This window comes from Streptomyces sp. NPDC043680, assembly GCF_056436685.1.
Genome location: NZ_JBWKCE010000017.1, coordinates 87,310 through 112,037, shown reverse-complemented (window position 1 = coordinate 112,037; position 24,728 = coordinate 87,310). Strand labels below are relative to the sequence as shown.

Here is a 24,728-nt window from a genome sequence, read left to right as displayed (position 1 = left end):
TAGGGTCGACTCCTCAGGCCGCGGCGCGTTCGGCGAGGGGCCGGCGCCGCAAGGCGATCTCGGTCAGGGAGCGCGGAGGAAACGAGGCGCTGGGGTTGTACCGGTTCACCCCGGGCGGCACGATCGCGTCGATGCGGTCGAGGGTCGTGTCGTCCAGGGTGAGCGCGGCGCCCTTGAGTAGATCCTCCAGTTGCCCCATGGTCCGCGGTCCGATGATCGCCGAGGTGACGGCGGGATGGGCCACGGTGAAGGCCACGGCGAGTTGCGGGAGGGTGCAGCCGATGCCTTCCGCGAGGTCGACGAGCTGTTCGACGGCGTCGAGCTTGGCCGCGTTCTCGGCGAGCGCGGGGTCGAAGAACGCCGGGCGGAGCGCGGCCCGTCCGGTCGCCAGGTCGACGGGCCGGTCTTTGCGGTGCTTGCCGGTGAGGAAGCCGAAGGCGAGGGGACTCCACACCAGCACCCCCATTCCGTACCGCTCGCAGACGGGCAGGAGCGAGGCCTCGATCCCGCGGGCCAGGATCGAATACGGCGGCTGGGCGGTGCGCAAGCGTCCGAGACCGCGGCGCTCGGAGACGTGGTGTGCCTCGACGATGTCCTCGGCCGGGAAGTTCGAGCAGCCGAAGGTGCGGATCTTCCCCTGGCGTACCAGGTCGCCGAGCACGGAAAGCGTCTCCTCGATGTCCGTGGCGGGATCGGGGAAGTGCACCTGGTACAGGTCGATCCAGTCCGTGTCCAGACGCCGGAGGCTGTCCTCGACCGCCTTGAGGATCCAGCGCCGCGAGTTGCCCCTGCGGTTGCGGCCCTCACCCATCTGGAAGTGGACCTTGGTCGCGAGCACCACGTCGTCACGGCGCCCCCGCAGCGCCCTTCCCACGATCTCCTCGGACTCGCCCTGTCCGTACATGTCGGCAGTGTCGACGAAGTTGATGCCCTGGTCGAGGGCGGCGTGGATGATGCGGACGCAGTCGTCGGGGTCGGAGTTGCAGCCGTCCTGGAACATCATGGTCCCGAGGCAGTGGACACTGACCTCGATACCGGTTTTGCCAAGGGTGCGATAGCGCATGGTGATGCTCTTCCTGCTGGGTTCGACCGGCCACGCGGAGCGGCACGGGCGCCGACCGCACGAGGCACCCTAGGAACTGGACTCGGCTCTAGATCAACCCCGTTACCCTGGGCTGCATGGCCGAGATCACGACGATTCTGAGCATCGGACAGGTCGCCGAGCGCACCGGTCTGAGCGTGCACGCGCTGCGCTTCTACGAGCGCGAGGGCCTCTTCCTCAACGCCGTACGACGCGGACCCGGCGGACGCCGTGTCTACAGCGAGGACGACGTGGACTGGCTGACCGTCTGCATCATCCTGCGGGCCTCGGGCATGCCGCTGCCCGCCCTGCGCCGGTACGCCGACCTCGTCAGAGAAGGCGCCGGCAACGAGGAGCAACGGCTCGCGCTCATGCGTGAGCACCACTCGCGCGTCGCTGCCGAAATCGGCCGGCTCCACCAGTCCCTGGACCTGATCGGGCACAAGGTAGCGGTCTACGAGGACCTGGTCGACCAGGGCACTGCCGCCGCCCGCCCGTGCCACGCCCCTTCCCAGGCGGCCGACGAGCAACGCACGCCACCGCTGCCCTGACAACCGGCCATGCACAGCACACAGGGCTCACCCCACCCACCCACCCCCCGGAGATGAGAGCCCCTGGCCTGGCAGTTCGGCCGTGGGATGGGTTCCGGACCGAGGGGACGTTCCTGCCAGACCATTGCGTTCGGGGGCATCCTCTGTCGAGTATGACCCCGATCATCCGGTGAAGGTGGGAGTGTGCTGTGGCTGGCGCAGGAGCGGCCGAGCTACTGCTGGGCGGCACTGTCGTTCTGGCTGCTTCGGTGCAGTGGCTCACAGGCATGGGCTTCGCGCTCATCGCGGTCCCCGTGCTCGTCCTGACGCTCGGGCCGGCTCAGGGGGTGGTGCTGGCAAATTGCGCAGCCGGAGTCATCAGCCTCGTCGGACTCGCCACGGGTTGGCGACGGGTACGGATCCGCGCCATGGTGCCCTTGGTCATCGCTGCCGCGTGCACCGTTCCTGCAGGCTCATGGGCGGCCGCCCGCCTTTCCGAACCGGTACTGCTCGCCGGCATCGGCACTCTCGTGACGCTTGCCGTGGCTCTCGTCATGGGAGGCGCGCGCATACCGGCTCTGAGCGGAACGAGGGGCGCCGTCACCGCGGGAGCCGTGGGTGGATTCATGAACTCCGCCGCCGGTGTGGGCGGGCCACCGTACTCGCTGTACGCCGTGAACGCGGGGTGGTCGATACGCGAATTCGTGCCGAATGCACAGTTTTACGGCATCGCGGTGAACGTCTTCTCCGTGGCCGTCAACGGTGCACCACGGCTGAGCGGGTCGGCCTGGGCGGTGACCGTGGCCGCCATGGTGGCCGGCTCCCTCATCGGCAGGGCACTGGCCCCGAGAGTCCAGGAGCGGGGGGTGCGTCGGCTCATCTTCACCTTGGCCCTGGCCGGTGGCTTCTCCGTGCTGATCAAAGGGCTGTCGGAGATGGCATGACCGCCCGCGGATCCTGGCGCTAGTCCGGCATCACTCGGCCACTGCCGCGTGGGGCGAGGGCCAGCGCCACCCGGGCATGGTGTGCGGCGGCAGCGGCGGACGCGAGCGGCAGACGCACCCACCGCAGCCTCCTCCTGAACGGCACACTCCGCCATCCGGCAGAGACCACCTGCCCAATCGGGTCGCATCGAAGGACGTTCCGGGCGACCGCCACCAGCCACCCTGGACGGTGGTAAAGAGCAACGACGAGCGCCGTGCCCGGCTCGAAGCGATGCGAAGCCTGCTGTGGCGCATCGGCCACGACCGGAAGTACGAGAGGGCGGTGGCCCGCCCTGCCCCCTCAACGTCGGCGCCACCGACACCCGGCGCGGGACGGGTGAAGAACCCGCAACCCTCACCCCCATGGCCGTCAGCTCGATGTTGATGTCGGCATGCTGGTCGGCGCTCATCCGCGCAGCCAGCCCCAGCCTGCCGGTCAGCGGCATCGTCCAGGCGAACTTCCTGAACAGCCGCCGGATCTCCTCCTTGCCGGCCTCCCGGCCACCGGCGACGGTGGCGAGGTAGTCCCACGGGTAACCGCCGTCGACCACGACCACACCCTCGACCCGCTCCGGGTTTTGCGCGGCCCAGTGCAGCGCGAGCGCCGCCCCGTAGGACCAGCCCACCAGCACCGGCCGCTGCGCCGCGGTCGCCTTCAGGACCGCGTCGACGTCGCGCAGGCAGGCCTCGAAGGACTAGTCGGACGACTTCTCCGAACGGCCGCGGGCCCGCTCGTCGTAGGTGATGTGCCGCCAGCGGCTGCCGAGTTCGGCTATGACGGGCCGCCAGTTCTTCTGCGTGGCGTAGGAGCCGTTGAGGTGGACCAGCGGCCGGCCGCGGCCACCCGTGTCGGTGACGGCCAGGGCCGTGTCCTCCACCGGCACCATGCCGGCTCATGCCGAGACGGAGGCGAGTTGGACGTCAGGTCGGGATTGAGTTCGCGTTCGCGTTCGTCATGGGTCCAGGTGAGCCTTGACCTTAGGGCAAGGTCAACCCATGAAAATCGGGCAGTCTGCCGACCCGGCTTCCCTTACGGCATCCTGCCCCCTCCCCTCCCCCGCCGCCGCCCCGCCTGCCCGGTTCCCGGGGCGCCTGCCTCTCCCTCCGCGCACGGCGCCGTGGGCGCCGTGGTCACCGTGGCGACGGGCCGGGGCGCTGCCTGAGCTCCGGCGGCGGTTGTGCGCCGGCAGGCCTGCCGGCGCACAGGGCGGCAAGACCGAAGACGAGACCTTCGGCGATGAACCAGGGATTCCAAAGAGCCAGTGTCCAGGCCCGTTGCTGCGGGCTCACCGCGGTGTCCAGCCGCAGGGTGTCGGTCAGCAGCAGCACCTCGACACCGATGCCACGGGCCAGGAGCAGGGCACTGACACCCCACCCCAGCCACCTCACCGGCCAGAGAACCGGTAGGCCGGCGAGCATCCATCCCAGCAAGGCGCCGAGGAGACACAACGCACCCACGCCCCACAAACCGGCCACGACGAACCACAGCGGACGCTCGGTGGCCAGCGGACCGGCGGAAACGTTCAGCCCCACATCGCCGCCGACGGCCCAATAGAAGTGCAACCCGGCGAACGCCAGCGCCCACAGGCACGCCATACGCCCCCACAGCAAGCCGTCGGGAACTGCGCGCTCCCTTGCGTTCGTGGCTCACCGTCGGCCCGCCGCGCAGCTCTCGCGCCCGTCTGCGCACGGGCCCTGCGGTAGCTGCGGCAGCACGATGAACGCGGTGCCGCGGGTCAGGTCGATGCTGGAGCGGGGCGGCGCACCCTCGCTCGGTGGTTCGAAACACGCCGGTCGAGCGCTCCGTGCAGACTCGTCAGGTCCGGACGGATACTGCGAGGTCACGGCGAGGAGGGAGGGATTGTGGTGGTGGGAGACTCAGCGGACCACGCAGCAGGTTCCGCCCTCTGCATCAGCCGGAATCGGCCCTCACCCGGTCACGGGCAGGCACTCGGCGAGCAGGTCGCAGATGTCGCGCCAGGCTCGCTTCGCGTGCCGGGGGTGGTAGCCGACGCCGGGGCGCACGGGCTGATCGACCGGTGGATGATGGAAGGCGTGCAAGGCGCCTCCGTAGGTTACGAGGCGCCAGTCGACGCCCGCGGCTTGCATCTCGGCGGTGAACGCGTCCCGTTGCGCCGGCGGCATGATGGGATCTTCGGACCCGACCCCGGCCCACACCGGACAGCGGATGCGCCGCGCCTCGCCCGGCCGGCCCGTCGTCAGTGCGTTGATTGTCCCGATCGCTCGCAGGTTGACGCCGTCGCGCCCGAGTTCCAGCCCGATGGCGCCTCCCGTGCCGTAGCCGACGGCGGCAATCCGGTCGGGGTCGGTCCGCGGTTCGGCGCGCAACACCTCCAGCGCCGCGTGGCCGATGCCCCGCATTCGGTCGGGGTCGGCGAGCAGCGGCATACAGCGGGCCAGCATCTCCTCGGGGTCGCTCAGATAGCGCCCGCCGTGGAGGTCGAAGGCCAGGGCCACGTATCCCAGTTGGGCGAGGGCATCGGCCCGGCGACGCTCGACGTCGCTGAGCCCCGGGCCCTCCGGTCCCAGCAGCACCGCGGGCCGGCGATCGACACCGGCCGGGAGCGCAAGATATCCGGTCATCGTGAGGCCGTCAGCGGGGTATTCGACCGTGCGCGTGGTAACCGTCGTCATGAGATCGGACTGTAATCATTACCGTGACGCTTTGATGGAGCACACGCGGGACCACCTCCCCCGCGTGTTGCAGAGTGCTGACGGCGCGAGCCTCTGCTCTCCGGTTGTGTACGGACGGACCTCACGGGGTCCTTGAGCACATCGAACGCCGCCCGACGGCCGTCGCGTCGGCCGTCGGGCGGCGCCGGCTCAGTGGGGCAGTGGGACTTCCAACTGCGCCTGCTCCGCCTCGCTCAGCTCGATTTCAGCCGCCTCGGCAGAGTTCTGGATCGATGCCGGGCGGCTGGCTCCCGGCACCGGGATCACGTTCGGGGAGCGGGTCAGCAACCAGGCCAGGGCGATCTGCTGCGGGCTGACGCCGCGCTGCGCCGCGATGCGGTGGAAGGCGGTGCTCGCAGAAGCCGGCCCGGACGGTCCGTCGAGTGAACTGCGGGAGATACCGCCCAGCGGACTCCAGGGCAGGAAGGCCAGCCCCAGCTGCGTGCTCAGCCGCAGCTGGGGTTCGCTGTCGCGCACGGCGGGCGAGTATTGGTTCTGCACCGAGACGAGGCCCTCGCCGAGGATCGCGTGCGCCTCGCGTATCTGGCCGGTGGTGACGTTGGAGATCCCGGCGGTACGGATCGTGCCGGCGTCGAGCAGCTCACGCAGGGCGCCCACCGACTCCGCCCAGGGCACGGCCGGATCCGGCTTGTGCAGCTGGTACAGGCCGATCGCATCGACGCCCAGGCGCTTGGCGGAGGCCTCGGCGGCGCGCTTGAGGTGGGCCGGCGTGGCGGTGACGGTCCAACTACCGTCACCGGGGCGTCCACGGCCGCCCTTGGTGGCGACGAGGATGTGGGAGGTGTCACCGCCGTAGCGGGCCAAGGCGCGGGCGATGAGCAGCTCGTTGTGGCCGACCTCGCCGGCGTGCCAGTGGTAGCTGTCGGCGGTGTCGATGAGTGTGACCCCGGCGTCCAGGGCGGCGTGGATGGTGGCGATGGCCTGCTCTTCGTCCGGACGGTGCTCGATGGACAGCGGCATGGCACCCAGGCCGACGGCGCTCACGGTCATGGCTGCGATGGTGCGCTGCTGCATGGTCCCTCTTCTCCTCATGTGGCGGGGTGTCGGATGTGCCGAGGCCGTCGACGGCACCAGGGAGCCCGTACGCCCCCCACCGCCGCTTCCGGCGGCCGCACGGCACCTGCTGACTGTTCCTCACCATGATCGCCACCTGCAACCTCGACGCATAACCCGAGGTCGTGGGCGCCCCGAAGGAATGGCATATCGCCCCCGCCGGGCCAGCCGCGTTGCCGTGCTCGGCGCACCAGGACACCGGGACCTGGTCATGGCGCTGAGGTGAGCAGGTGAACGGCGAGTGCGGCGATCAGGGCGCTGGAAGCCATGGCCGTGACGAGCCGACCTCGACTGCTGGTCAGAGTCCGGCCGAGCAGTGCTCCGCCACCGGCGAGTAGCAGCTGCCAGCTGGCGGATGCTGCGAAGGCCGCGAGGACGAACACGGTCTGTTCCAGGCGGTCTGGAGCCGCTGTGCTGTGGCTGCCGAGCACGAGCGCCGCGAAGTAGATCACGGTCATGGGGTTCATCATGGTGATCCCCAGCATCCCCATATAGGCCCGTGCGGGACTGAGGAGAACCTCGTCGGTGCGGGCTGTCGCCTGTCGAGTGCGGTACTGGCTGATCGCCGTGATGCCGCTGCGAGCCGCCAGTGCGATGAGCACCAAGCCCGAGACCCATCGGAGGGGAACCATGACCGGTTCGATCGCGGGGACGAGCGCGGAACCTCCAAGCGCGGCGATCAGCGCATAGAGGCCGTCGGCGGTTGCGACACCCAGGGCGGCACAGGCGCCGATCTTGAGAGATGTCCGGGCTGTCAGAGCCACCAGATATGTCGCCACCGCTCCCACGGGCACGGCGATGCCGTAGCCGGCGAGGAGGCCCGCGACCAGGGCGGCGATCACGCGTGCGCGAGCGTCGGCCTTCGCAGTCGGCCGGGCTGCTGCTGGACTCGCACCGGTCGGACGGTGGAGGGCAGCGGCAGAAGGGGGATGGTCATGGGCAGATCTTGGGGGCGTCGGGGCTGCTCGGACAACTCATTTTTCGAGAGTGACATCGTCGCAAGTGGCCTGCGGTCCTTCAGGCCGCGGAGAGAGAACCTTTTCTGCCTCCCGCTGCACTGGGTAGACAAGCCGACGCCTGGTCCCGATGGATGCCGGGGGCCATGTTCGGCTCGTGGCCTTGCTGATGACGCTCCTTGGGTCGCCACCACCGCTCACATCGTTCCGCAGACCTGCCCGCCTTGCTCCCCAGCGGGCGCTGACCTGAGGGCATCGGTGATTCGGACGCCCAGCGACGCGGACCAAGAGGACCCGGGATCGCCAAGCTTTCGCTTCCCCTGTCCCACCACCGCTAGATCTCACTCAATAGGGGCGGGCTTTCAGCTTCGCTGCCGATCCTCGACGGCTGGCATGATGATCGGATGGATGCTCCTACCCCGATTGACCTGGCCACGTGGCCGCGCCGACAACACTTCGAGCACTACCGCCGGCTCGTTCCGTGCACGTACTCGATGACGGTGGAGCTCGACGTCACCGCGTTCACCACCGCGCTGCGGCAATCGCGGCGCAAGACCTACATCGCGCAGGTCTGGGCACTCTCCACGGTCGTCAACCGGCACGATGAGTTCAGGATGTGCCTCACCGCGTCGGACGAACCGGCTGTCTGGCCTGTCGTGCACCCGGCTTTCACGGTCTTCAACCCGGAACGCGAAACGTTCGCATGCGTATGGGCCCCCCATGACCCCGACTTCGGCGCATTCCACGACGTCGCCGCCGCCCTGCTCGCGGAACACAGCCGCGCCACCGAGTTCTTCCCGCAGGGGGAACTGCCGGCCAACACGTTCGACGTGTCGAGTCTGCCATGGGCATCCTTCACCGGGTTCAACCTCAACATCGGCAACGGCTGGAACCACCTCGCGCCGATCTTCACGCTCGGCCGGTACACCGAGCGAGACGGCCGAGTCCTGCTTCCCGTCGCTGTACAGGTGCATCACGCCGCCGCAGACGGCTTCCATTCGACACGCCTGGTCAACGAGCTACAGACCCTCATTACCGACACGACCTGGCTGGAGTAAAGCCGGAAACTCTGAACGCGGCGGCAATGGTCTGCACGCGCAGGTAGCACGCACTGGTCGACGTGCAGCTGTCGGCCCCGGGTTGGAGCCTCGTCGTCCGGGTCGACGACTGGGGCTACCTCGACAAGACAGTCACCCGGCTGGTCGCCTAGGCCGGAGGAACCTGGAGCCGCTACGCCCCAGGCGCCCACAGACGATGACACCGGGTTCGGCTTACCGAGCGACACAATCCAGCTGGTGTCTCACCGTCATTCATTGCACGGCGGGACCTGCCTTCCGGAACGTCCTCCAGTACTGGCGCCGATTCTCGTCCCTCACGACGACGCCGAGACGCGCCAGTTCCTCACGGAGCTCTTGAACATCATCGTCAGAGGAACTCTTCTTTTCCAACGACTCCTGGCGGGCCTTGAGGATGGCGTTCGCCCCCTCCGGGAGGCCGGGAGTGTCAGGGACCCAGCGGCGGAACTCGTCCTTGTGTGGATCGGCATCCGCCCATACGTAACCGTGCGCGGTAAAGGCGTCAGCAGCGTGGCTGACGTCCAGGTCCCCCTCTTGCCGAGTGAGCTCGCCACCGTCGTGGCCGAGCAGGACGAGTTGCTTGCCGTCCCGGAACACTGCGGCGATGGCGTCGCGCGAGAACTCCTGCGCATGCCCCTTGCGTGTGAGCACAACGCGCTCATCCGACAGACGAATCACCAACTGCTCGTGCTGAGCAACCAGTCCGAGCGCCATCCCGGTCACCGAACCTGCGGCGGGCAGCCACGGAGCGGGTATTGACGCAACGAGCTCGGCCGGTCCCTGCAGGGGTGCCCAGGGAAGCGTCACAAACCAGTCGGCCAGGAGGGCGACCAGCCAGCCGACGCCCGCCCCCGCCAGCACGAAGACGAAGTAGACGCACACGGTGCTCCACGCCGACTGACCGAGCACGGTGAGCCGGTCACCTCGCGGGTTTCGTTCAACTTTCTTGCGCATGCTCATGTTCCCCCTCGTCCGTAATAATAGACCGAGTGCTCGGTCTATTATTAACCGAAGGGCCGGAAGAGCCCGGAACCGACCAGAAGAGGACCACGATGAGGACAGTCGATCCGGCCAGGCACCGGGCACGCCGTCGGCACATCGTCAACGCCGCGGCCGAGCTCTTCGCCGCCAAAGGTTTCGAGCGCACCACCACGGCAGAGATCTGCAAGGCCGCCGGCATGAGCGCGGGCAACCTGTTCCACTACTTCCCCAACAAGCGCGCGATCTTCCACGCCGTCTTCGAGGACGAGGAGCACGACGGCGCCACCAAGGCCCAGCGTCTCGCCGCCGCCCGCGCCGCCGACGACCCGTGGACCGCCCTCCTCGCCACCGTCGACCTTCTCGCCGCCCCTGCTACGGAACCACTGGTTCCCGCCCTCGTGATGGAGGCGATGATCCAGGCCTACCGCGACCCGGATCTCGAAACGCTGCTGAGCCGTGACAATGACGAGGAACGGTCCACCGTCACCACCCTGTTGCGGAAGGCGACCGCAGCAGGACAGATCGACCCGGCCCTGGACCCGGACGACACCGCAGCCTGGATCATGGCTCTCATCGCCGCTCTCTACACCAGCGCCGCCACCGACCCGTCCTTCACCCCGGCCGATCAGCTCCCCACCCTGCGCCTGATCCTCCAACGCTTCCTAAGGCCCAACACCCACCAGGGGTTTCCACCGGTGCCCAACGAGGTCCGCGCACGTCCGTGACGCCGTACCCGAAGAATGCCAAGAGGCCCCGGCCAGGACTCCGTCGTTCCCAGCCCGTAGCCGATGGCTGCGAGACTTCGGTGGTGAGCCCCATGCGCCGCCCTCTCGGGCACGGACCGACCCCCCTCGACGAAGACCAGGCGGTGCGGACCGCCCATGGTGGTACCGCTGCCGAGCGTGCTGCCGATGTTCCCCGGCAGCACGCTCCACGAGCGGAGAACGCACCTTCGGCTCGGCGTCGTCTCGGAGCAGGGCCCGGCTCCTGATGGGCGACCCGCTCGGATAACCGTACGGAATCTGCCGGGCCGTGCCGGGGAACGCAGTCAGGTCGGCCAAGCGTCTCCTTCACTCCTCCGGCGTGATCTGAACGCTGTTCCGAGCGGCACCTCGATTTACAACCTGACTGCAGGGAGTCGGCGTCCCCCGTGCAGGCGCGTGCGACGAGCAGTGCCCGCTGGGGATCGGCGAAGCGGGTCGTGACGGTCGCCAAGGTGCTGAGTCTGCGCTGCTGCGAGCTTCGACGGAGGAGTTGATGCATTCCGTCGTGACGGCACACGGCTGATCACGCCGTGGGGAGGGCCTCGTCGTGGGTCGGGCCGGCCGCGGACATGATGGCCTGCCAGGGGGCGGAGTCGAAGATGAGGGTGATCGAGGTGATTCGGCCCTCGTCCAAGCGGAAGTGCTCGGCAGTGTGCTGGGTGATGCCGACGGCCGGGGCGGTGTGGACGTCGTAGACCAGGGTGGCCTCGGTCTCCCCGTAGAGCTCGCTGATCAGCTCCACGCCGGTGACGATGCCCAGGAGCCCGTCCAGTCCGTCGAGGTGGCCGGTCGGGCTGTCGGAGGTGATGAACGGGCTGCGGAACCTGAAGCCTTCGCCGATCTGCGCTGCGGCCGTGGAGACGTCTCCCCGGAACCGGGCCTCGTGATAGGTCCTGACGGTACGTCGGACGGCTGTGCTCGCTGAGTCGGTGGTCATGCGGTGCTCCATCGATATCCGTTCAGGAAGCCGGCGGCTGGTCGTGCCGGGCCGCGTTCAGGTACTGCTCGATGCGTTGCTGGTTCTCCACCATGCGCAGGCACAGGTCGCGGAACCGGGCGAGTTCGTCTTCGGTGAAGCCTTGGAAGACGGCGGACATGGCGCGCTGTGTGGGCTGCCGGAAGGCGTCCAGCCAGTCGAGGCCGGCTGGTGTGATCCTGGCGCGTACCGACCGGCGGTCGCGCTGGTCCTGAACCCGCTGCGTCAGCCCGTCGCGCTCAAGGGTGTCGACCAGGCCGGTGACGTTGCGGGAACTCACCCCCGCCGCGCGGGCCAGTTCGCCGATGCTCAGCCCCTCGTCCGCGGCCGTACTCAGTCGAGCGAGGACATCGAGTGCCCCCGCGCTGAGCCCACGTCCACCCGCACCTTGCGCACGCAGCCGATCGACCGCTTGGGAAGCCGACCGGACGGCAGCGGCCGTCTCCAGCGCGAGGGTGTCCTCGCCTCCTGCGAACGCCTGCATGGAATCGCGGACACCAGGGTCGTAGAGCAGGCCGTCGGTGTCACGAGCCAGACCAGAATTATGTACGTGCTTCATAATGAAGCTGCACTTTACTGTGTCAGTGGCGACACCACCAGAGCCCGTCGCCCCGCAGAGCCAGTAAATTTCACCCTGCGATGGGAAAAGCAGGCGATGGCGCCGCCCTGAACTGCTGTGCGTTGACCGCCACTCCCACTTCCGGGGCCGGCAGCAGCTCCGACGTACAGCCGCTCTCCCTGCAAGGGCTGCGAGGACTGCGGGCAGCCGAATGACGGCCCCGGCCGGTATTACTCAGCCAGCCAGCAGCGGCCGGACCCGCCCCGAACCCCGGCACGTCACCGACCGAGGCATGCAAGCGCAGCCGCTTGAAGCGCAGCGGTGTTGGACGACGCCGCGGTCGATGGGGCATGCCGGCGCTGATCTCCGCCACCAGTGCGGGCGGACGAGGGGGTTCACGTCCAGGCCTGGGCCTGACCGGTGACTGAACCGGGCCGGCTGAGGCATAGGGCAGCGGAATACGCGAAGGCCCCGACACTCTTCGGGGTCTTCGTCCTGTCTGTTGGCAGTCCAGCCGGCTGTCCCCCTCGCGGGTGTCAGGGCGTATGGCTGGTGGATTCCCGTCGGCGAGCAGGTCGGAGAGGCCAACAGGACGGTCATGAGCAGGCCGGTGGCCAGGTACGGCTCCGGGCTGAGCGGGGTGAGCATGACCAGGAGGGCGACGGCCGGGTGCAGGAGGGACCGGGCGGCCTTCGAGCCGTGGGGGCGTACGTGCAGCAGCCAGGTCACCGTGATGAAGACAGCCACCGCGGTGGAGAAAATGCAGGCGCCGGTGAAGGCGGAGATCTCACCATGCCCGCCCAGGAAGGCTGCGCCGATCTCCAGGCGGGTGCCGACAGCAGCGGCCGAGCCGAGGACGAGGTAGTGGCCGTAGTCCCAGCGGAACGCCTGCCGGTTGTCAATGACCAGGCCCGCATCGGTGGGGCGGGTGAAGTACCTCCACCACATGCTGAAGACGGTCAGCAGGCCGCCGGTGACGAGTAGGGACAGCTGCAGGAGGTGTCCGCCGCCCGGCCTGATCCCGATCGCGTAGCAGCGTGCGACGCGGGCGCGCGCCGGGTCGACGGAGCCGATCCGCATGATCGCGTAGCCGATGGTGGTGTCGTGAAGTGGTTGTCGAACGCCTCGGGTACGCCCGCGGCCAGGACCAGGGCGCCGGCCACCTGCACGAAGACCGCCAGGCGGTTGGGGACGTCGTCGGTGTCGTAGGCGGAGGCGAACCAGCTGAAACCCATTTACGCCCACCAGATCGCGAAGAACACCGCCGTGTCGTAGGCCGGCCCGTGGGCCGCGCGGCCCACCAGGACCTGCTCGGCGAACTGGGTCGAAGCCTGGGAGACCGCCGCGACGAAGCACAGGTCGAAGAACAGCTCCGGCGTGGTCGCAGTGCGGTGCTCCTCCCCCGGATCGCGACCGCGCATCGTACGACGCAAAAGGTGCGCGGCGGGCTTGGGCAAGGACATGACCGGGCTCTCTCTCACGACAGGGGACGGCGGCGGCAGCACGGTCCGGTATCGGCGCACTGCTTGCGCCTAACGAACAGGCCCAGGGCCATCGATCGGGACCGGCCACGCCGCAAGCCCACCGGCCGACCGCGCACGTCAGCGGATGACCAGCTGCCGGGGGCCGCCCACTCGGTGGCCCGGCACGTCCGGTTCTTGCCGCGTGAGCCGGCGCCCCCAGGGCGGTGACCGACTCCGAGCGCCGGCACCCGCAGGCATGGGCGCCGATCGACGGCTGGGGGCCCGGTACGTATCAGCCGAAGAACTGCATCAGTTCGCGGGTGAGCTCTTCGGGCCGTTCCGCTGGGACAGATGGTGGCCAGCGCCCTTGTACTCCACGTATCGCACGTCGGCGGCTTCAGGTCATGGGTGTCACCGTGCTCGAAGGTCAGCCTTCCACTCCACGGCTGATCAGCCCGCACACCTATGACGGCAATGACGGCGGACCCGGCCAGGCTGCGCAAGGAACTAAGGAACTGACGTAGAAGACGTGCCAGAGAGGAACGCCTCGGAAGGGAGGTCCCGCTCTCGTCATCGCAGGACGACCCGGACCTCGACAGCCTTCAGTGCGGTCATGCGCCGCCTGCGCTTGATCAGAACCAGGTGATGAGGACGCGGCAGGGGAAGCGAGAATCTCACTGTCCGGGTCCGCTCAATGCTCGCACCGCTATCTGATGACTGGACGATTGGGGCGCCCACGGGTGGCTGCTTCCCGCACCAGCGGTGCGGCAGGCGCAGCCGCGGGGCGGTGGCGGGAGCGGCACCCGGAGCGGGAGCTGGTGCTCGGGTGTCGACCGGCCCCGCGGCAGGAGCGGACGCCGGAGCGGCAGGCGCAGCCGGGCGGGAGCGGGAGCAGATGCCTTGGCGACGGCCGCGGTGACGGCGGCGATGGAACAAAGGAAGGCCAGGCGCGCCGCCACTCGCCTGCTTGAACGCTCCCAGATGACGGTGCAGGGTGGGATCCATGGCATGGACAGCACCACCGGTCGAGCGCACTAAGCAGCTAAGTGTCCTGGGTACCGTAACTGAGCGTCAAATGTTGGAAGGTTGGCTGAACTGGCATCGGGAAACGTTGCTGTCCAAGTGCGCCGGGCTTGAGCCGGCCGAATTGGCACGGGCGACTGTAGAACCGTCGAACCTCACCCTCCTTGGCTTGGTCCGGCACATGGCGGAGGTGGAGCGATGGTGGTTCAGGCGAAGCTTCGCAGGTGAGGCTGTCGGCGATGTCTTCACGAGCCCCTCGGACGGCAATGAGGGACTCGACGGCGTTCACGTAGCCGATGCGGAGAAAGATTTCGGGGTGTTCCAGACCGAGGTCGAAGCTTGCGACGCGGCGGTAGCCGGGCACGACCTCGACGAAACCTTCATGACCTCTCGCGGGGTTCCCCTCAGTCTGCGCTGGGTCTACATGTTGATGATCCAGGAGTACGCCCGCCACAACGGCCACGCCGACTTCCTGCGGGAGCGGACCGACGGGACAACGGGTGACTGAGCTACCTGCTCAGCCCGGTCCTACAGGCGACGAGGTCGAGGCCGTCGCGGGCGGCGGCCGGGTCGGTCACGTACCCAGAACCCGACCCCGACCGGCACGACCGCGCTGCGGCGCCGGCTGATCGCCCTCTCCGGGCACCCGGCCTATGAGCTGTTTCGGACGCTGGGTCTGCAACGAGCCCGGCTTCGCGGCGTCGCCTGCGCTGCGAGCAACTGATCGACGCCTCCACCGTGGCCGAACGACTCAGCCTCGGCCCCGGATGCGAACGCCGACTGCGCGCGGAGAAGGCCGTCGATGGGCTGAACCGCAAGTTCGGATCCGGCACCGTCGGCCCCCGCCTCAACCTGCCCGCCTACCCACCCGCCAGCTGACGGCCATGCTCGGTGTGCCCAGCTGCTCGAAGCCCTCAACACCCGACGCCCATCCCACGCGGGTGGGGATTGAACCGTGCCAGCAGGAGCGCGCGCTTGTAATGTGGGTGCGTGACGGTTTGCAGGGAATGCAATTTCGAATACGACCTCGCCCTGGTTCCTTCGGTAGCGACGCTCGTCAGGACCACCGCGGATGCGTACGTGGAACTGTTGCGAGCTGAACCGCGGGTGCTGCGGCGGCGCTCGGCCTCGGACGTGTGGGCACCTCTTGAGTACGCCTGCCACATGCGCGACGTGCTGCTCGTGCAGCGGGAACGAGTACTGGCTGCCCGACGTTGCAATACGCCTGTGGCCGGGTCTATGGGACGCGACGAGCGGGTCGAGTACGACGGATACGCCCATCAACAGCCTGCCGATGTCGGCCGCCAACTCCAGGACGCGGCACTGCTGTTCGCCAACGTTCTCGACCGGCTGTCGTCCGCCGATTGGGAGCGCGCACTGATTTACCCCTATCCCGAGCGGAAGGAGCGCAGCCTGCGCTGGCTCGCCGTGCACACTCTGCACGAGCTGCGCCACCACCTGCTCGACATCCGTCGCCAGCTCGAAGTGTGATTCCGGTGGCGCCTGATCGTAGTCGGCCTCCTGACCCGACCCCGCCGCGTCTGTGGCGGCCGTAAAGGGAGAGGACCTCACGCCTCGCCTTCGGTCTCTCCCCAGCTGTGCCTGAGCGCTCTGGTTGGCCAGTCTGGCCAACTAGGGTCTGTTGGGAAAGTGGATCTTTCCTTACGGTGATCATGTATGTGGCGCGAGGGGATATGGCAGACCGGCGATGAAGCAAGAGCCGAAGGCGTGGTACAGCGCCAGAACCTTCTATCGATGGCTGACCTGGGAGAACCGCCCCTATGAGGAGCGCGTCGTGCTGTTCCGAGCACGGTCCCTCGACGAAGCCATCGAAGTGGCTGAGCGGGAGTCGGCCGAGTACGCAAGGGAGAGCGACCTCGAAGTCCTACACATGGTGCAGGCGTACAGGATCTCCGACGGCGACGAGGAGGTGGGCGCGGGTACGGAGGTGTTCTCCAAACTGCATGCGCTCGACCTCCCGGCGAACGAGTTTCTCGACCGTTACGACTCAGGACCGGCACACACTGAGGTCGGTGAGTAATGTCGTGCACGGTGTTTGGTTTCCGGCAGTAGGGCGAGGTTGTTGCCGCTCAGCCATCCTCACCTCTCATTGCTAGTGCTGTGACCGGAAAGGTCCACCGGGTCGCGCCGCCCGGCACGGCACCTCGCTGCGTTGTCGGACCGCGCAAGTACGTCCAGTACGAGCCGCGGGCCTCCGCCTTGCGATGCACCGCACCGGACAACGCGACCCGGCAAATCTTCCCGGCCACAGCACTAGGGTCCATTGCGAACGTGCTGTTCCGAGCCATTCGTTGACGGCAGCGACGAGGACGGTCGCCTCGTGGCGAGCCGCCAGCTTGATGCCCCTATGGATGTCAAGCCGCCAGGACGTGGGTGGTGGTGCGGGTGATGAGCCGGTGGATCTCGCGTGCGACGTAGCGTTTGAGGCAGCGGAGTGCTTCGCGGCGGGTCTTGCCCTCGGAGACGCGCCTGTCGATGTAGCCGCGGGTGCGGGTGTCCCAGCGGAGACGGGCCAGCACGATGGTGTAGAGGGCGGAGTTGGCCTGCCGGTTTCCGCCCCGGTTGAGGCGCCGTCGCTGGGTTTTCCCGGAGGAGGCTTTTCCCGGAGGAGACTTCGACTGGGCTGACGCCGCAGAGGGCTGCGAACGAGGCCTCGCTGCGGAGGCGTTCGGGGTTGTCGCCCGCCGCGATCAGAAGGGTCGCGGCGGTGTCAGGGCCGACGCCGTAGCAGGCCAGGAGATGCGGATTGTGCTGCGTGATGACGTCTCTGATCCGCGTGGTGAGATCTTCGATCTCCTCGGTGAGGTGCTGGATCCGCCGGGCCAGCAGTTTGAGCGTGTGGGCGGCGGCGCCTACTTGGGCACCGGGCTGATCGTCCCGCACCGCAAAAGGGCCGGCCGTTCCTCCTGGGTGGGCAGGAGGACAACGCCGAACACCGACGGGTCCGTGCCGGCGTCGAGCACACCTTCGCCCGCATGAAGAACTGGAAGATCCTCCGCGACTGCCGACAGAAGGGCGACGGCCTCCATCACGCCGTCCAGGCCGTCGCCACCATGCACAATCTCGCCCTCGCGGGGTGAATCAGCAGGTCAGACGCCACTTTGGCCAGGCCGAGACAGACCTTCTGCAACACCCTTTAGGTGACGTGCTGAGGTGCCGGACGCCAAGGGCGGGCAGGAGTTGAGTCAACGGTCAACCAGCCGTGGACGCGCGGCCTCACCCGCGGATTCCGCGTCGGTGTCGTCGGTGCCGACCGGGCCGCGGGGGAGCATCCAGTCCAGCCACTTCGGCAGCCACCAGTTGGTCCGGCCGAGGAGTGTCATGGTCGCCGGTACCAGCACCATGCGTACGACCGTGGCGTCGATGAAGATCGCGGTGGCCAGGCCGAGCCCGAACATTTTGGTGGAGGGGTCCTCGGCGACGGCGAAGGACAGGAAGACCGCCACCATGATGAGGGCGGCCGAGGTGATGATCCGGGCGGTGCGCGAGACGCCCTCAACGATCGCCGTGCCGTTGTCGCCGGTGCGCAGGTACTCCTCGCGTACGCGGGAGAGGAGGAACACCTCGTAGTCCATCGACAGGCCGAACAGGATGGCGAAGAGGAACGTCGGGATGAACGACACGATCGGAACCGTCGCTTCCAGCCCGATGAGTGCGCCTCCCCAGCCCCACTGGAAGACCGCGACCATGATGCCGTAGGCCGCGCCGATGCTCAGCAGATTCAGCAGTACCGCCTTGAGCGGTACGAGTATCGAGCGAAAGACCAGCATCAGCAGCAGGAACGACATCGCCAGCACGGCGGCGACGAACACCGGCAGGCGTTGGCTGGTGCGTTGGCCCACATCGGACAGGCTCGCGGCGGCGCCGCCGACGTGGGCCCTGGCCGGGCCGTGCCCGATCGCCGTGGGCAGCACGTCGGTGCGCAGCCGGGCGATGGTGTCGGCCGTGGCCTTGTCCTGAGGGCTGGTGGTCGGGAACACCACGAGGGTCGCGATGCCGGTGGCCCGATCGATGTGCGTCGGGGCGACGGATGCGATGCCCGGATCCGCCGCGATCGTTGCGACGAGTCGGTCCAGCACTCCCGGATCGCCGGTGGTGTCCGCGGCGATGACGAGGGGACCGTTGGTGCCCGGGCCGAACCCCTCGGCGACGAGGTCGTAGGCCCGGCGCTCGGTACGGCTGTGGGGCAGTGAGCCGTCGTCGGGCAGGCCGACGCGCAGGCCGAGCACGGGCAGCGTCGCGGTCAGCAGCAGCCCCGCCGCGCCGACCGCGTACGGCACCGGGTGCTGGCTGACGTGCCCGATCCAGCGACGCCACCCGGCGGCGTGGGCGGCGCCTGCCGCCGGGTCCCGCCGCCGTACGAGTCGGCCCAGCTTCCTGGTCTGCAGAGCCCGGCCGATCCGGCCGGCCCGGGCCAGGCGCTGGCCCGCCGTGCCGAGGAAGGCCGGCAGCAGCGTCACCGACGCGAGCACCATCGTCAGGACGACGATCGAGACGGCAAGCCCGCCCACCGTCATGAACGGCACGTTCGCGACCGCCAGGCCGAGGATCGACACGACGACGGTGCCGCCGGCGAAGACCACCGGCCGCCCCGCCGTTGCCACCGCTCGTCCGGCCGCCTCGTGCGGATCGAGCCCGCGCGCGAGGTACTCCCGGTGCCTGGCGAGTACGAACAGCGCGTAGTCGATGCCCACTCCGAGCCCGACCATGCTGCCCAGGACCGGTGCGAAGGTGGGGACCTCTGTCACCCCCGCCAGTACCGTCATCGTGGCGACTCCGATGGTCAGTCCGAAGACCGCCATGCCGATCGGCAGCGCGGCGGCGACGAGCGAACCGAACGCCAGGAACAGGATCGCGGCCGCGGCGAGGAGGCCGATCAGCTCGCTCGCTCCGCCGTCGGGGTCGGAGAAGGCGTAGAAGAGGTTCCCGCCCATCTCGACGCGCAGGGGCAGTTCGGCGCGCAGCCGGTCGCCGAGATCGACGAGGGCGTCGAGGTCTTCGGCCGACAGTCGGCTCTGGTCGGGGTACTGCACCCGGACAACCGCGATCCGCCCGTCGGCCGAGACGAGGCCGCCGCGCACGGCGGTGTCCCCGCCTGCGTCGAGTGCCCCCGCCGGGTCGCTCGTGCCGAGCACGTGCGGCAGCCGCTTCACCTCGGTCTGCAGCCGCGTGAGAGCGGTGCGCGCGCTGTCGTGGTCGAAGAACGTCGTAGCGCCGTCGAGGGGGGTGACGACCACTTGGGCGGTCATCCCCTCCTGACCGGTGCCGGCCCGCTCGATCAGTTCCGCGGCCCGCTGGGAGTCCAGTCCCGGAGCGGTCATCGAATCCGCGTTCCGCCCGCCGAAGGCGACGGCGGCGAGGACGGCGAGCGTGGCGGCGACCAGCCATGCCGCGATCACCCGCCAGGGATGGCGGGCGGCGCTTGCGCCCAGGCGCAACAGGGCTTTCGAGAGCATCGGGTCCTCCAACCACCTCGTCGGCCGTCCTTGTACGGCCGCCGATGCCGAGGCTCGTCGCCACGGCGCTCCGCGGCATCGGCCCGCGGGCCGCGGATCCGTCGGTCCCGGGGCGGAGTGACGACCCGTCCTTTCGGCCGATGCGCGGCACGCCGCGGTCCCTAGGCTGAGAACCGTGCTACGAGACGACCTGCGAACCCTGTGGACCGAACCCCGGCCGCCCGACGCGCCCGCCCGGGTGCGGCGGGACTGGGGGCTGCTCGCCGCGGGCCTTGCCGGTGTGGCGCTGGAGGCCACCCTGCGCGAGAACGTCGTGTGGCGGCCGGTGGCGGCGGTGTTCGCCGTATGGCTGTGCCTGCTGCCCCTGTGGCGCCGGACCCGCCCGCTGGCGATGGTGACGCTGGCGTTCGGCTCGGTGATCCTGCTTCAGGTGGCCTCGCTCGTCGCCGCACCGCGCGAGCCCGTCGGCCTGTACACCGGCGCGGTCGTGCTCGTGCTGGTGTACGCGCTGCCCCGGTGGGGATCGGGACGCGAGATCGTACTGGGCGGCGCGGTGATCCTCGCGGCCGGCGCGCTGTGTTCCGTCACGGACGAGACCCCGGTCGTCGAAAATGTCGTGGGCTTCGTCTTCCTGCTGCTGCCCGGCGTGGTCGGGGCTGCCGTGCGGTTCCGGGTGACCGCTCGCGAGCGGCAGTTGGAGCAGGTGCGCTCCCGCGAGCGCGAGCAGCTCGCCCGGGAGCTGCACGACACGGTGGCCCACCACGTGTCGGCCATGGTGATCATCGCCCAGGCGGGCCGGGTGCTCGCGGGCACCGACCCGTCCGCCGCCGTCGAGGCGCTGGAGGGGGTCGAGGAGGAAGGGGCGCGCACGCTGGAGGAAATGCGCGCCATGGTCGCCGCGCTGCGCGACCGCGGGGTCGGCGCCGAGCTGGCGCCCCCTGCCGGAGTCGCGGATCTGGAGCGCCTGGTGCGCACCCCGGGTGGTCGCCTCAGGGTCGACCTGGGGCTCGACGGCGAACTGGACGCGCTGCCCCCGGCCGTGGACGCGGCCGTCTACCGGATCGTGCAGGAGTCGGTGACCAACGCGCTGCGCCATGCGGTCGACGCGACCGAGCTCGTCGTTCGGGTCGCCGCGGAACGGCACACGGTACGGGTGAGCGTGCGCGACAACGGCCGACGCACCGGCCGGGGTCGCGACGGATACGGACTTACCGGACTGCGCGAGCGCGCGACCCTGCTCGGCGGCACACTACGAGCCGGCCCGGGTACCGACCGAGGCTGGCATGTCGAGGCCGAACTGCCGAGAGCGAGGAGCGAGAGCGGTGTCCATTCGCGTCCTCGTCGCTGACGACCAGACGATCATCCGCACCGGGTTGCGGATCATGCTGAACGCCCAGCCCGGCATCGAGGTGGTCGGCGAGGCCGCCGACGGACGGGAAGCGGTACGTCTGGCCCGCGAACTACGCCCCGACGTCTGCCTGTTCGACATCCGCATGCCCGTACTCGACGGGCTTGAGGCCACCCGGCTGATCGCCGGCCCGGGCGTCGCCGACCCGCTGGCCGTGGTCGTCATCACCACGTTCGACCTCGACGAGTACGTCTACGGCTCACTGCGTGCCGGCGCCCGCGGATTCCTCCTCAAGGACACGGGACCGGACCTTCTGGCGCAGGCCGTACGGTCGGCGTCCGACGGTGAGGCGCTCATCGCGCCCAGCGTCACCGTCCGTCTGCTCCAGGCATTCGCGGACCTGCCCGCCGGTCGGCCCCTGGCCCAGCCGGTCTCCCCCGTCACCGCCCGCGAGGAGCAGGTGCTCCTCGCCGTCGCTCGCGGGCTGACCAACACCGAGATCGCCGATGCACTACACATCAGCCTCAGCACGGTGAAGACGCATCTGGCCAGCCTGATGGCCAAACTCGGCGCCCGCAACCGGGTCGAGATCGCGATGTGGGCCTACGAAACGCGCCGCATCCTCCCCGGAACCTGAGCCGGGTGCCGGGCCATGTCCCATGAGTCCCCGCCCGGACATCAGTGCACCGGTCGGCTCACGTCGGCTCCACGTGCCTCACCCGCCCCGGAGCGTGACGTACCAGGAGGCCGGAACTGGGACGGTGAGACACCCGATACGACAAGACTCCCGACAGTTACCTCGCCAGTCTCCACCTGCACGCCTCGATGATCTGGATCAAAGACCTCCTCAGGATCACCCGATGATCACGACTCGATACGCGCCCCGGTGCGCCACTTGGACCGTCTGGCCAGGTACGGCGCTCAGTGGGTGCGGCGGTGACGATCCAGGTCGTCGAGAGCGGCGTCAGCGCCGGGACGTTCCGAGGGTTTGGTCGGCCGTCTCGAAGCGGTGCTCTGTCGGCTTCAGCCCTTCGTGGAGGTAGCCGAAGTACTCCGTGTCCGCCGTTCCCGTGAGCACCGCCTGCAGGAAGGCCGAGCACCCCATGTCGTGGTGCTCCCACAGTGGGCCGCGCCCTTCGTTGTAGAGCACGGTCCACTCCTCGGGGTGCCGGCCCGGCCGCGCCAGCCAGTACAGGAACGCCCCTCCACGCACTACGAACTTCCCTACCGAGTGGTGGAGCCGCTCGCAGCCGGGGCAGACGGCTTCGAACCCTTGCTCCTCGCCTACGTCCTGGCCGTCCTCGGCTGCACTCACGACCAGGTAGCGCTGCCGATCGTCGAGCGGTTCCTCCACCACCCCTACTCCGAGGTCCGCCGGGAGGCCTCGGAGGCGGTGACGGAACTCCACTGGCACCGAGAGTCAGCCCAGGACAAGACGGCGTAGTTCCTGCGGCTCAGCGGCTCAGTGGTTAAGGCAACTGCATTGGCTAGAGCAGGCCCCCGGGCAGTCCTCCACCGTTGCCGCCGCCGAGCAGCCCTCCTAGAAGGCCGCCGTTGTTTCGACCCCTGCCTGTGTTGCAGTTCCCGAGGAGGCAGTCCACATCGCTTCCAAGGGACCCAGGCGCGGCCGTTCCGGGCACGTTGTTTGTGCCGAGCAGGTCGTCCACGGTGGAGCCCAGAGTGCTGCGGCCCGGCGTGCCTTGGAGGCCGCCCAGAAGGCCGTCCGCGTGAGCGGCTGGGGACACGGCAAATCCAGCCCCGGCAAGGGCAAGGACGACGAGTACACGCTTCGGATTCCTCATGGGCTGCCTAACGATCAACCCATGGCGGTGGTCACCACGGCGCGCGTCCCCGCCCATCGGACAGCGGGCCCTCGTCCCGGGCGGTCGGGGACCGGGTGCGCGGCACGGTGTCGGATCGCCACCCCGCTACCAGGGCAGTGGCCTTCACGCACGTCCGTCCTGGCAACCGGTGACGGCCTGCGACCGCCCTTGAAGCCACTGCCTCAACCTGTGCATCGAAGTTGTCCATCCGGGCCAACTACGGTGCTCAGTCACAACGTGTGACTGAGCGCGGTACTTGGACCCTGAGCGTTCCAGTTGTCCTGCCTGAGGCCGTAGAGGTACTGGGCCGTCGGCGCTGCAAGAGGGGCCCCGAACGTGGGTGGCTAAGGCGATCACTAGGCTCCGCGTCATGGCCAGTGCATTCGGATTCACCTGCTCCTGCGTTGGTGCGCATAGCCCTGGAGGGGAGATCGCCGCCGCGCTGCCGGTCTCCTCCCGCGAGAGGAAGAAGCTGTGACGGCGGACCCCCGAGTGCCGCTGACCCCTCAGGCGCCTGAAGGCTTGAGCCGACGAGCTCGGTACTTCGTTGACGGGCACGGGCTGCGTGTTCCCCGCCGCGACCTCATGCTCTGTCGGGAGGTATGGCTTGAACACGGGATACCCGCTCCGGAGATCGACCGCGCCGTGGCCTTTCAGGAGCGGTGGGGCGGCTTCGCTCTGCCCCCAGCCCCCGCATACGAGGGCGGCCCGCGCATTCTGGAAGCCGATGTGCCTGAAGGCTCGGCTGCGGACGGATGGCGGTTCCCGGCCGGCAGCGGTCGCGTCTCCATGGCCCACGGCTTCATGATCGGGCCAGGAGGCGAGTTCGGGATCGACGCTGACCGCTGGACACCGCTGCACGCCAGCACAGAGGGATGGGTGGAAGCCCTGGCGCTGGCCGACCACGCGGGCTACTGGGCCAAGAGCATCACGAAGATCAAGGGCGGCGCCGTCGAAGAGCTGGACCTCGACGGATTCGAGCCGGTACCTGAAGTCCAGGGACTCGCTGACACCTGGTGGCGAGGCAAGGACTCGCTCGTTGCCGTCTACCGCGGCGAAGCCTCCGGCTTTGACGCCCCCCGCTGCCTAAGGGCCCATATCTACGGCGGACTCGATGCATGGGGCCTGGGCGGCAACTGACTCCCGAAGGCCAAGCTCCTCGGTCCCGCCCACCCGCTGAGCGCTCTACTTCGCCGTAGGGGCCAAGGAGTCTGGCGCGCTCTTCGCCGGTCCGCATCGGGCTCGTGTACGGCCGTTCCCTCCGTGACGGCAGAGGGCCGGCACCCTCGGGCTGGGGGACACCTCGGCGAGCTTCGCCTCGAGTTCGGCCTGCGGGTGGGGGACGCTGGCCATCGGGTCCTCGGTGTCGTAGTCGGCCGGGGTCTGCTTGACGATGGCCGTCGTCTCGTACCGCTCATCGACCCAGTCGCCGTGCGGGTACCAGCCGCCGGCGAGGTGCTGCGGTGGCTGCGGCCTTCGCCTCGTCGCGGTCGCCTCCCGACGGGACGTCGAGGGTTTCCTCCAGCTCGAGGTCCGCGGCGACGTCGACTTCCCAGTACCCCTCGGAGGTCGGAGCCGGGTCGTCCTCGCCGACGCGTTCGTCGGCCTGGATGGTGAGATGCATCTGCGGGCCTTCGACCCAGGTCAGGTGGGCGCGGTGCTGAACGTCGGCCATGGTGGTGGTTCCCTTCGCGGCGGTACGGGGCGTGGTTCGTACCCGCGCACGCGGGAGAATCCGGCTCCAGGGAGGGCCGAAGAGCCACAGCGGCCGAACGCCGTGTAGGTGAAAGTGCTTCGCCTCGGGCCGCGAGGCCGTCCCGAGGCGCATCCCCTGACTCAGGGGTCCACGCGGAAGGTTGCGCCTCGGCCTTCCACGACACAGTCGCGATCAGCACGGGTACGGACGTTCCGGCGGCTTCG

At 69.0% G+C, this 24,728-nt stretch carries 25 protein-coding genes and 4 pseudogenes; 13 read left to right on the top strand and 16 right to left on the bottom strand.

What is annotated here, in order from left to right:
- Positions 1–13: 13 nt before the first annotated feature.
- Positions 14–1,063 carry an aldo/keto reductase gene (locus AC0666_RS27255; RefSeq protein WP_468974093.1) on the bottom strand — a complete coding sequence of 350 codons (1,050 nt, stop codon included), beginning with the start codon at positions 1,061–1,063 and terminating at the stop codon, positions 14–16.
- A gap of 116 nt (positions 1,064–1,179) precedes the next feature.
- Here AC0666_RS27255 and AC0666_RS27250 point away from each other — a divergent pair, with 116 nt between their 5' ends.
- Entirely contained in the window at positions 1,180–1,632 is a 453-nt protein-coding gene (locus tag AC0666_RS27250) for a MerR family transcriptional regulator (protein ID WP_468974095.1), read from the top strand.
- Positions 1,633–1,820: 188 nt separating this feature from the next.
- Positions 1,821–2,555 carry a sulfite exporter TauE/SafE family protein gene (locus AC0666_RS27245; RefSeq protein WP_468974097.1) on the top strand — a complete coding sequence of 245 codons (735 nt, stop codon included), beginning with the start codon at positions 1,821–1,823 and terminating at the stop codon, positions 2,553–2,555.
- A gap of 491 nt (positions 2,556–3,046) precedes the next feature.
- Here AC0666_RS27245 and AC0666_RS27240 read toward each other — a convergent pair.
- The 6 genes and pseudogenes from AC0666_RS27240 to AC0666_RS27215 form a co-directional block, all read right to left on the bottom strand.
- A pseudogene (locus AC0666_RS27240) lies at positions 3,047–3,274 on the bottom strand (alpha/beta fold hydrolase); the annotation flags it as partial.
- A 15-nt stretch (positions 3,275–3,289) separates the two neighbouring features.
- Positions 3,290–3,481 carry an alpha/beta fold hydrolase gene (locus AC0666_RS27235; protein WP_468974099.1) on the bottom strand — a complete coding sequence of 64 codons (192 nt, stop codon included), beginning with the start codon at positions 3,479–3,481 and terminating at the stop codon, positions 3,290–3,292.
- Between the two features lie 244 nt (positions 3,482–3,725).
- Positions 3,726–4,190, bottom strand: a complete 465-nt coding sequence (locus AC0666_RS27230) for a DUF3995 domain-containing protein (RefSeq protein WP_468974101.1) — start codon at positions 4,188–4,190, stop codon at positions 3,726–3,728.
- 333 nt (positions 4,191–4,523) lie between these two features.
- Positions 4,524–5,249, bottom strand: coding sequence for a dienelactone hydrolase family protein (locus tag AC0666_RS27225; RefSeq protein WP_468974103.1), 726 nt, complete (start codon positions 5,247–5,249; stop codon positions 4,524–4,526).
- Between the two features lie 189 nt (positions 5,250–5,438).
- Positions 5,439–6,323: an aldo/keto reductase gene (locus tag AC0666_RS27220; RefSeq protein WP_468974105.1), complete on the bottom strand. Its 885-nt coding sequence runs from the start codon at positions 6,321–6,323 to the stop codon at positions 5,439–5,441.
- A 248-nt stretch (positions 6,324–6,571) separates the two neighbouring features.
- On the bottom strand, positions 6,572–7,204 hold the full coding sequence (locus AC0666_RS27215; RefSeq protein ID WP_468974107.1) for a LysE family transporter: 633 nt from the start codon (positions 7,202–7,204) through the stop codon (positions 6,572–6,574).
- 518 nt (positions 7,205–7,722) lie between these two features.
- Between AC0666_RS27215 and catA the strand changes: the two genes are divergently transcribed.
- Positions 7,723–8,376 (top strand): type A chloramphenicol O-acetyltransferase, encoded by a 654-nt coding sequence (gene catA, locus AC0666_RS27210; RefSeq protein ID WP_468974109.1) that lies wholly within the window; start codon positions 7,723–7,725, stop codon positions 8,374–8,376.
- A 252-nt stretch (positions 8,377–8,628) separates the two neighbouring features.
- On the opposite strand, the gene AC0666_RS27205 is transcribed toward catA, so the two are convergent.
- Positions 8,629–9,354, bottom strand: a complete 726-nt coding sequence (locus AC0666_RS27205) for a YqeB family protein (RefSeq protein ID WP_478708459.1) — start codon at positions 9,352–9,354, stop codon at positions 8,629–8,631.
- A 92-nt stretch (positions 9,355–9,446) separates the two neighbouring features.
- Between AC0666_RS27205 and AC0666_RS27200 the strand changes: the two genes are divergently transcribed.
- The gene (locus AC0666_RS27200) at positions 9,447–10,100 is read left to right on the top strand and encodes a TetR/AcrR family transcriptional regulator (RefSeq protein WP_468974113.1); all 654 of its coding nucleotides are present in this window, start codon (positions 9,447–9,449) and stop codon (positions 10,098–10,100) included.
- A gap of 562 nt (positions 10,101–10,662) precedes the next feature.
- Here AC0666_RS27200 and AC0666_RS27195 read toward each other — a convergent pair.
- The 4 genes and pseudogenes from AC0666_RS27195 to AC0666_RS27180 all read right to left on the bottom strand — a co-directional run bounded on the left by AC0666_RS27195 (position 10,663) and on the right by AC0666_RS27180 (position 13,095).
- On the bottom strand, positions 10,663–11,076 hold the full coding sequence (locus AC0666_RS27195; protein WP_468974115.1) for a nuclear transport factor 2-like protein: 414 nt from the start codon (positions 11,074–11,076) through the stop codon (positions 10,663–10,665).
- A 22-nt stretch (positions 11,077–11,098) separates the two neighbouring features.
- Positions 11,099–11,674: a MarR family winged helix-turn-helix transcriptional regulator gene (locus tag AC0666_RS27190; RefSeq protein WP_468974117.1), complete on the bottom strand. Its 576-nt coding sequence runs from the start codon at positions 11,672–11,674 to the stop codon at positions 11,099–11,101.
- 234 nt (positions 11,675–11,908) lie between these two features.
- Entirely contained in the window at positions 11,909–12,748 is an 840-nt protein-coding gene (locus AC0666_RS27185; protein WP_468974127.1) for a low temperature requirement protein A, read from the bottom strand.
- A pseudogene (locus AC0666_RS27180) lies at positions 12,634–13,095 on the bottom strand (low temperature requirement protein A). Before AC0666_RS27180 ends, AC0666_RS27185 begins: the two are co-directional and overlap by 115 nt.
- Before the next feature lie 1,045 nt (positions 13,096–14,140).
- On the opposite strand from AC0666_RS27180, the gene AC0666_RS27175 reads away from it, so the two are divergent.
- The 4 genes from AC0666_RS27175 to AC0666_RS27160 all read left to right on the top strand — a co-directional run bounded on the left by AC0666_RS27175 (position 14,141) and on the right by AC0666_RS27160 (position 16,201).
- Positions 14,141–14,668 carry a DinB family protein gene (locus tag AC0666_RS27175; RefSeq protein WP_468974119.1) on the top strand — a complete coding sequence of 176 codons (528 nt, stop codon included), beginning with the start codon at positions 14,141–14,143 and terminating at the stop codon, positions 14,666–14,668.
- Positions 14,669–14,898: 230 nt separating this feature from the next.
- Positions 14,899–15,039, top strand: a complete 141-nt coding sequence (locus AC0666_RS27170; RefSeq protein WP_468974121.1) for a hypothetical protein — start codon at positions 14,899–14,901, stop codon at positions 15,037–15,039.
- 111 nt (positions 15,040–15,150) lie between these two features.
- Positions 15,151–15,651 (top strand): DinB family protein, encoded by a 501-nt coding sequence (locus AC0666_RS27165; protein ID WP_468974123.1) that lies wholly within the window; start codon positions 15,151–15,153, stop codon positions 15,649–15,651.
- Positions 15,652–15,868: 217 nt separating this feature from the next.
- A complete protein-coding gene (locus tag AC0666_RS27160) occupies positions 15,869–16,201 on the top strand; it encodes a hypothetical protein (protein ID WP_468974125.1) in 333 nt (110 codons plus the stop codon).
- Between the two features lie 334 nt (positions 16,202–16,535).
- Here AC0666_RS27160 and AC0666_RS27155 read toward each other — a convergent pair.
- A pseudogene (locus AC0666_RS27155) lies at positions 16,536–17,046 on the bottom strand (transposase); the annotation flags it as partial.
- Between AC0666_RS27155 and AC0666_RS27150 the strand changes: the two are divergent.
- Positions 17,020–17,261 (top strand): annotated as a pseudogene (locus tag AC0666_RS27150) (transposase); the annotation flags it as partial. The pseudogenes AC0666_RS27155 and AC0666_RS27150 sit on opposite strands and share 27 nt — an antisense overlap.
- Before the next feature lie 105 nt (positions 17,262–17,366).
- Here AC0666_RS27150 and AC0666_RS27145 read toward each other — a convergent pair.
- The gene (locus AC0666_RS27145) at positions 17,367–19,637 is read right to left on the bottom strand and encodes an MMPL family transporter (RefSeq protein ID WP_478708458.1); all 2,271 of its coding nucleotides are present in this window, start codon (positions 19,635–19,637) and stop codon (positions 17,367–17,369) included.
- Between the two features lie 175 nt (positions 19,638–19,812).
- Here AC0666_RS27145 and AC0666_RS27140 point away from each other — a divergent pair, with 175 nt between their 5' ends.
- Positions 19,813–20,985 carry a sensor histidine kinase gene (locus tag AC0666_RS27140; RefSeq protein WP_478708457.1) on the top strand — a complete coding sequence of 391 codons (1,173 nt, stop codon included), beginning with the start codon at positions 19,813–19,815 and terminating at the stop codon, positions 20,983–20,985.
- Positions 20,960–21,622, top strand: coding sequence for a response regulator (locus tag AC0666_RS27135; protein WP_478708456.1), 663 nt, complete (start codon positions 20,960–20,962; stop codon positions 21,620–21,622). The genes AC0666_RS27140 and AC0666_RS27135 overlap by 26 nt, the downstream gene beginning before the upstream one ends.
- A gap of 327 nt (positions 21,623–21,949) precedes the next feature.
- Here the strand turns inward: AC0666_RS27135 and AC0666_RS27130 are convergent, their stop codons facing one another.
- Positions 21,950–22,198, bottom strand: a complete 249-nt coding sequence (locus tag AC0666_RS27130) for a hypothetical protein (RefSeq protein ID WP_478708455.1) — start codon at positions 22,196–22,198, stop codon at positions 21,950–21,952.
- 21 nt (positions 22,199–22,219) lie between these two features.
- Here AC0666_RS27130 and AC0666_RS27125 point away from each other — a divergent pair, with 21 nt between their 5' ends.
- Together AC0666_RS27125 and AC0666_RS27120 are read left to right on the top strand one after the other, a co-directional pair.
- Entirely contained in the window at positions 22,220–22,429 is a 210-nt protein-coding gene (locus tag AC0666_RS27125; RefSeq protein ID WP_478708454.1) for a hypothetical protein, read from the top strand.
- A gap of 871 nt (positions 22,430–23,300) precedes the next feature.
- Positions 23,301–23,948, top strand: a complete 648-nt coding sequence (locus AC0666_RS27120) for a hypothetical protein (RefSeq protein ID WP_468964343.1) — start codon at positions 23,301–23,303, stop codon at positions 23,946–23,948.
- Positions 23,949–24,222: 274 nt separating this feature from the next.
- Here AC0666_RS27120 and AC0666_RS27115 read toward each other — a convergent pair whose 3' ends face one another.
- Positions 24,223–24,483: a hypothetical protein gene (locus tag AC0666_RS27115; protein ID WP_468964273.1), complete on the bottom strand. Its 261-nt coding sequence runs from the start codon at positions 24,481–24,483 to the stop codon at positions 24,223–24,225.
- Positions 24,484–24,728 lie beyond the last annotated feature (245 nt).

Bases quoted from the DNA above. Each gene is read 5' to 3' on its own strand.
- AC0666_RS27225 (WP_468974103.1), bottom strand. From the start codon at position 5,249: ATGACGACGGTTACCACGCGCACGGTCGAATACCCCGCTGACGGCCTC.
- AC0666_RS27145 (WP_478708458.1), bottom strand. From the start codon at position 19,637: ATGCTCTCGAAAGCCCTGTTGCGCCTGGGCGCAAGCGCCGCCCGCCAT.
- AC0666_RS27205 (WP_478708459.1), bottom strand. From the start codon at position 9,354: ATGAGCATGCGCAAGAAAGTTGAACGAAACCCGCGAGGTGACCGGCTC.
- AC0666_RS27235 (WP_468974099.1), bottom strand. From the start codon at position 3,481: ATGGTGCCGGTGGAGGACACGGCCCTGGCCGTCACCGACACGGGTGGC.
- AC0666_RS27230 (WP_468974101.1), bottom strand. From the start codon at position 4,190: ATGGCGTGCCTGTGGGCGCTGGCGTTCGCCGGGTTGCACTTCTATTGG.
- AC0666_RS27200 (WP_468974113.1), top strand. From the start codon at position 9,447: ATGAGGACAGTCGATCCGGCCAGGCACCGGGCACGCCGTCGGCACATC.
- catA (WP_468974109.1), top strand. From the start codon at position 7,723: ATGGATGCTCCTACCCCGATTGACCTGGCCACGTGGCCGCGCCGACAA.
- AC0666_RS27190 (WP_468974117.1), bottom strand. From the start codon at position 11,674: ATGAAGCACGTACATAATTCTGGTCTGGCTCGTGACACCGACGGCCTG.
- AC0666_RS27160 (WP_468974125.1), top strand. From the start codon at position 15,869: ATGAAGCAAGAGCCGAAGGCGTGGTACAGCGCCAGAACCTTCTATCGA.
- AC0666_RS27175 (WP_468974119.1), top strand. From the start codon at position 14,141: ATGGCATGGACAGCACCACCGGTCGAGCGCACTAAGCAGCTAAGTGTC.
- AC0666_RS27250 (WP_468974095.1), top strand. From the start codon at position 1,180: ATGGCCGAGATCACGACGATTCTGAGCATCGGACAGGTCGCCGAGCGC.
- AC0666_RS27255 (WP_468974093.1), bottom strand. From the start codon at position 1,063: ATGCGCTATCGCACCCTTGGCAAAACCGGTATCGAGGTCAGTGTCCAC.
- AC0666_RS27195 (WP_468974115.1), bottom strand. From the start codon at position 11,076: ATGACCACCGACTCAGCGAGCACAGCCGTCCGACGTACCGTCAGGACC.
- AC0666_RS27115 (WP_468964273.1), bottom strand. From the start codon at position 24,483: ATGGCCGACGTTCAGCACCGCGCCCACCTGACCTGGGTCGAAGGCCCG.
- AC0666_RS27220 (WP_468974105.1), bottom strand. From the start codon at position 6,323: ATGCAGCAGCGCACCATCGCAGCCATGACCGTGAGCGCCGTCGGCCTG.